General features: G+C 70.1%; 5 protein-coding genes. 2 read left to right on the forward strand and 3 right to left on the reverse strand.

Annotation, left to right across the window (positions count from 1 at the left end; translation table 11 throughout):
- The 3 genes from ACFWPT_RS39425 to ACFWPT_RS39435 form a co-directional block, all read right to left on the reverse strand.
- The coding region (locus ACFWPT_RS39425) for a hypothetical protein (RefSeq protein WP_380487794.1) at positions 1 to 180 on the reverse strand (180 nt) is incomplete at its 3' end.
- A 16-nt stretch (positions 181 to 196) separates the two neighbouring features.
- On the reverse strand, positions 197 to 340 hold the full coding sequence (locus tag ACFWPT_RS39430) for a hypothetical protein (RefSeq protein ID WP_380487796.1): 144 nt from the start codon (positions 338 to 340) through the stop codon (positions 197 to 199).
- A gap of 4 nt (positions 341 to 344) precedes the next feature.
- Positions 345 to 890, reverse strand: coding sequence for an RNA polymerase sigma factor (locus ACFWPT_RS39435; RefSeq protein WP_380487798.1), 546 nt, complete (start codon positions 888 to 890; stop codon positions 345 to 347).
- A 229-nt stretch (positions 891 to 1,119) separates the two neighbouring features.
- Here ACFWPT_RS39435 and ACFWPT_RS39440 point away from each other — a divergent pair, with 229 nt between their 5' ends.
- Positions 1,120 to 1,857: a GntR family transcriptional regulator gene (locus ACFWPT_RS39440; protein WP_380487800.1), complete on the forward strand. Its 738-nt coding sequence runs from the start codon at positions 1,120 to 1,122 to the stop codon at positions 1,855 to 1,857.
- Between the two features lie 300 nt (positions 1,858 to 2,157).
- A partial coding sequence (locus ACFWPT_RS39445; RefSeq protein ID WP_380487802.1) for a DUF927 domain-containing protein occupies positions 2,158 to 4,797 on the forward strand: 2,640 nt, incomplete at its 3' end.

Consider the following 4,797-nt stretch of genomic DNA (forward strand, 5'->3'; position numbering starts at 1 on the left):
CGTAGCGGCGGCGGCCTTCTCCAGCTCCTCCCGCTCCTTCGCGGCGGCCTGGAGCTTGGTGATCCGCTTGTCGGCGAAGCCGTGGCCGCGACCGGCCAGGGTGGTCAGGACGGCGACGCCGATCCATCCGGCGGTACGGGCGGCCTCACCGGCGGTGTAGTGCTCGGGCTCGTGGCTCATGGTCGTGACCTCCTGGTCAGTGGCTGAGGTGATCGCTGATCTGCTGCTGGAGCTTCTGGAGCCGGGCGGCGGCTTCGGCCTGGGCGGCGGCGGCCTGCCTGGCCCGCTCGGCCTGAGCCACCTGCTCGGCCTGGAGTCGGGCCAAGGCGGCGCTGTCCACTGGGTCACCCGGCCAGGAGCTGGGTCACGGCGGGGCGGAGGGAGGTGACCGCCTCCGCGATGCGGTTCTGGGCGGTCCGGTGGTGGCTGCCGATGTGGGACGCGACCGCCCGGTGGCTCAGGCCCTCCAGGCGAAGGAGGAGCACGGCTCGCTGCTGCGGCGGGAGCTGGGCGATCACGCTGGTGTAGCTGTCCGGGAGGACCGGGGCCGGGACCGAGATCGGTCCGGCGGCCGGGTGAACGGCCGCGGTGGCGTCGAAGTCGGTCGGGGTCTCGCTGGTGTTGCGGCGGAGCCGGTAGTGCGCGGCCACGACGTGCCGGGCGACGACCGCGATGAAGCCGAACGCCTGGGCGTCCTCGACCCGCAGGGTGCCGGCCGCCTTGGCGATCCGGAGCCACGTCTCCTGGGCCAAGTCCTCGGCCAGGGCCTGGTCACCGTGGTTGACCAGACGGCCCAGGAAGCGGACCAGGTGGACGTTGTGGAGCCGGTACAACGCCTCCAGTCGGGCGAGGTTGCTACCGGAAACGCGCTGGTGGGAAGCTGTCTGCACGGTGGATCACTCCTAGCCGAGTTGATCTGTCGAGACAGCCCCGCTGGTCCTAGCCGACCGTGCGGGGCTGTTGCCGTTCCGGGTTCCGGTTCGGCTTCGTTCGGTGCTCCACCAAGATGCACTGATGGCTAGTCAATTGTCAATGCCTGTTGGCTAGCCAAAGATTCGGTGTGTGGGATAGCCTGTGAGGGCCAGCCAATGGACCCGACAGCAGAGGAGTGCTGAAGGCATGTCAGACATCGAGCGTCAGCCGCCGTACCAGCAGATCGCCGCGCGCATCCGAGCCCGCATCGAGGCCGGAGAGGTACAGCCGGGGGACCGCGTGGCCTCCGACAGCGAGATCGCCACCGAGTTCGGAGTGTCCCGAGCCACCGCCCAGAAGGTGCTGGCTACCCTTCGGAGCGAGCGAGTCATCGAGCCCGCCCCCGGAGCCCGGGGCAACGTGGTCTCGCTTCCGGCTCACCTCTCCGGCAGGGACCGGGCAACGGCCGTGCGCCTCACCGGAAGGATCTACACCGAGGGCGAGTACGCCCGGATCGTGTCAGCAGAGCTGACTCCCGCTCCTGACTCCGTGGCCAGCGCCCTGGGCATCGAGGCCGGCGCCCCCGCGATCCGGCGGCTCCGGATCACCTTCGGTCGGGACGACAAGCCCCGTAGCGCGTCGGTCAGTTGGTACGACGGCACCCACTCGGAGGCTGCCCCTCTTCTCCTTGTTCAGGAGAGGATCAAGGCCGGGTCCTGGGCGTACCTTGAGCAGCAGACCGGCCTCCAGGCGGTCCAGGGCCAGGACGTGATCTCGGCCCGGCTCGCCACGGAGGAGGACGCCGAATTGCTTGGGATCACCCTCCCCGCTGCTGTGAAGGAGTCGGTTTCGATCCTCCGCACAGCCGATGGGACCGTGGTCGAGTACGGCGTCAGCATCGCGGGTGAGGGTCGGCAGTCGAGCTACGACTACGACCTGAGCTGAGCAGGTCCGGGAAGGTCACGGACCTGCACTCTTTCGGGTGTCGGCTCGTTGAGCACCACGATCTTTGTCCACAGGCATAAGGCGCTTGAATTCAGCCGCCTGGCGGATAGCGTGATCAAGAGAGGTACCGCAGAAACACCGAAAGCCCCCCGGTCGATCCACCTGAGTCCTACGTCAGGCGGCCGGAGAGCTTCGGTCCACGAAACGCCACCAACGTGGCAGAGTCGGTTCCCATGCTAGCGGGGGTTCACCCCGAGCGGGAGACGGACTCTGCCGGAAGGGCAGTGATCCGTGCCGCAGATGGCACATGGCGAGTCGAACGAGACCGCCACCACCACCGACCGGGTGATGTTCGGCCCCGGTCCCGCGATCGAGGTAAGCCGCGGTGAGTGGTCCTACTCGATCGGCGCGGGGGAGTACCCGCGCGGTGTCTACATGCTGTCTGGCCGGGGCGACACTCAGCACTGGCGGCCGATGGGCATCCTGCCGTTCGTCACCGAGGTAGTGGTGAAGCGCAACGGCAACGGCCAGCGGCGGACCCTGATGTACCGGCTCAAGCTGGACCCGGCCTCGAAGGTCAGCGCGCTGTGCACCCGGGCCGACCTCAAGAACGGCCAGTGGGCGATCATGCTGGACGTTCCGGTGTCGATGGATGACGCCGTGCTCAAGGCGATCGGCACCGCCGTGCTGGCGGTCGCTGAGGACGCGCCGCGTACCGAGGGTGCTCCGACCTGGACCGACTCCGGTCTCCAGATGCCGCCGGCCGACGTCGGCCCGGCCGGGTACGGGATCGTGAGCCCGTGCACGGAGGAGGAGGCCAGGGAGGTCTGGGACAAGATCAACGAGATTCTGTCCCGCCCCGAGAGCCGGAAGGCCGCGCTGTACGTCGGGGCCGCGCTGGCGGGCTCCTACGTCCGGCCGTTCCGTCGGCAGGCCACCATCTGGCACGCGAACGGCTCCAGCTCAGGGAGCAAGTCCACCATCCTGCGGACCGCCGCTTCGCTGTACGGGCCGCAGGAGCGGGTGACCACGAAGTGGAACATGGCCCCGGTCGCGCTGACGGCCAGCCTGGTGAAGCTCGGCACCCTGCCCGCGTTCCGGGACGAAATCGGGATGCAGGGGCGCAAGACGGCCCGCGAGTACGAAGCCATGATCTTCTCCATCACGGAGGGGGCGGAGCGCGTCACCACCGACCGGGAGACCGGCGACACCCGGTCCACCGGCGAGTGGTACGCAACCCTGATGAGCACCGGGAATGACTCCCTGCTCGGGATGGCCACCGAGAACGGCGGCTTGAACGTCCGGGTGGTGGAGCTGGAGAGCCCGCTCCTGGCGGACAAGAAGACGGCCGTCCGGCTGGCCACCCTCAGCAACCTGGCGTACGGCTGGCCGTTCCGGTGGCTGACCGAACAGATCACCCTGGAGCGCGCGTGGCGGGAGATCGCTCTGGCTGAGCGGGACCTCGGTGCGGCCCAGGAAGAGGGAGCGGCCGGCCGGATCGCGGAAGCGGTCGCGCTGGCCGTGGCCGGGGCCGCGCTGCTGGAGAGCCTGATCGGCACCGAGGGCCTTCGGGCGAACGCGCTGCGGTGCGGCAAGGAGATCGTGGACCAGCTGGTCGGCGAGATGAGCGAAGCCGCGATGAAGCAGGGCGACCGGCTGATCCGGGCGATTCAGCAGTCCATCGCCTCCGACCCCGCGCTGTGGCCGACCAAGCAGGAGTACACCACCGCCACCGAGGGCGGCGGGTCCATCGGCCTGCCGGTGGACAAGATCAGCAGCGCGTTCGGCGTGCTGTACTCCGAGGGCGGGACCGAGCGGGTAGCGGTGTTGTCGGAGAAGCTCAAGGTGGTGGCCAACGCCTCCGGGATCGTGGCGCCGCTGTCGGGTCTGCGGGAGCTGCGGGCCGATGGCCGCCTGGTGCTGGAGTCCACCAACTCCGCCCGGCAGGGCATGACCAAGCGCGAGCACCTGGGCAAGAAGGTGGGCCAGGTCGCGTGCTACGTCTTCGTCCGGCCGGGCAACGAGCCCCCGGCCGCTGAGGTCGTGGACCCGGCGGAGGTCGTGGCGGACCTGCCTCTCCCCTCGATGCCGACGCTGCCGGACCACCTGGTCCAGGCGGAGGAGGAGCGACCCCGCGCGACCGAAGCGGCCCCGGTCGTCCCGGCGGCCGGCACTGTTCGGGCCTCCGTGCCGGAGCAGGCCCGGGAGGCGAAGGCCACGGTGCCGAACCCAGCCGGGCCGTACGCGAAGGCCGGGAAGAAGTCGCGCCGGGAGGTCGAGCGCGCGGCCCAGTCGCTGACCGTGTGGTCGGTGTCCGGCGGGGTGGCCTCCTGCATGGCCAAGGGGCTGCACGCGGAGCTGTCGGAGAAGGCGACCGGCGACCTGGCCGCGCTGGTGGCCTCGATCCGGGCCCACGCTCCCAGCGGCGAGATCACCGTGCTGATCGGCGCGGACATGCGGGAGGGCTACGGCCTGCCGGATGCGCGGCTGGACAAGGGGATCAGTGCCTGGACGAAGGCCGGGGCCGCGCCGAAGGGCCCGGCCGGGAAGTGGGCCAGGCCGTTCGTCTCCCTGGTGGAGGCCGGGTGGCACCAGCCGTTCGCCCCTGGTCAGCCGCCCGTGGTGATGGCGACCACCAACCTGGAGCACAGCGGGCACAAGGGCGGGAACGTCCGGCTGACCGTGGTGGACTGGCTGAGGGAGCAGGAGTTCCCGCGCGGTCCCGAGGGCGACAACGCGGGGGCCCTGGAGATGGCCTACCGGGTGGAGCGGTTCACCGAGCTGACCGGGTGGGCGTTCACCGGCACGGAGGCGATCACGGCCGTCCGGGGTCTGCGGGAGGAGCTGACCGCTCACTCCTTCAACCTGCCCTGGTGGGTGTCGGAGTCGCTGGGCCCGGCCAAGTGGGTGGGCACCGACTACTGGAACCGGCCGCTGAAC

This window comes from Kitasatospora sp. NPDC058478 (genome assembly GCF_042720345.1).
Taxonomy (GTDB): domain Bacteria; phylum Actinomycetota; class Actinomycetes; order Streptomycetales; family Streptomycetaceae; genus Kitasatospora.

Bases quoted from the DNA above. Each gene is read 5' to 3' on its own strand.
- ACFWPT_RS39440 (WP_380487800.1), top strand. From the start codon at position 1,120: ATGTCAGACATCGAGCGTCAGCCGCCGTACCAGCAGATCGCCGCGCGC.